This window comes from Treponema sp. R8-4-B8, assembly GCF_054786175.1.
The window spans coordinates 1-517 of the sequence record NZ_BDHE01000302.1; the positions used below are offsets into that span (position 1 = coordinate 1).

1 pseudogene is annotated in these 517 nt (G+C 43.5%); it reads left to right on the forward strand.

The window, feature by feature from the left end:
- Positions 1–517: pseudogene (locus ACYVRA_RS08500) on the forward strand (efflux RND transporter permease subunit); the annotation flags it as partial.

Below are 517 nucleotides of genomic sequence, written 5' to 3' on the forward strand. Positions count from 1 at the left end.
TGCGTGTTGTCCCTCTTGATGATCCTGCCCTTAAAACGACGCAGTGGATTGACAAAATGTTCGGAAGCTCTTTTTTTATTCTTGTGGGACTGCAGCGGCAGTACGGCACTGTTTTTGACGCGGATTTTATCAACAGCATTAGGGATTATTCTGATAAAGTCGCGGAAATACCCATTGTTAGAAGCGTTACTTCATTAATCAACGCCGAATATATTACCTCAAAAGACGACGCTATTATCGTGGAAAAACTTTTAAGAAGCAATTTTTCAGGGACGCGGGAAGAAATAGCGGAATTAAAACGCCGCCTCCTTTCATGGGACATGTACGAGCGGGCGCTTTTTTCGGATGATTTTACCGCGACTCAAATTTTAATACCATTGTCGATAAGCTCCGAACAGGCAAGCTCAAAACAGACAAGCGAGTACTTTATTAAGATAAGGGACATCGCGCACAAAACATTTGACGGTTACGCGACAGTCCATGTTACTGGGATGCCCGTAATTATCGCCACCGTAAA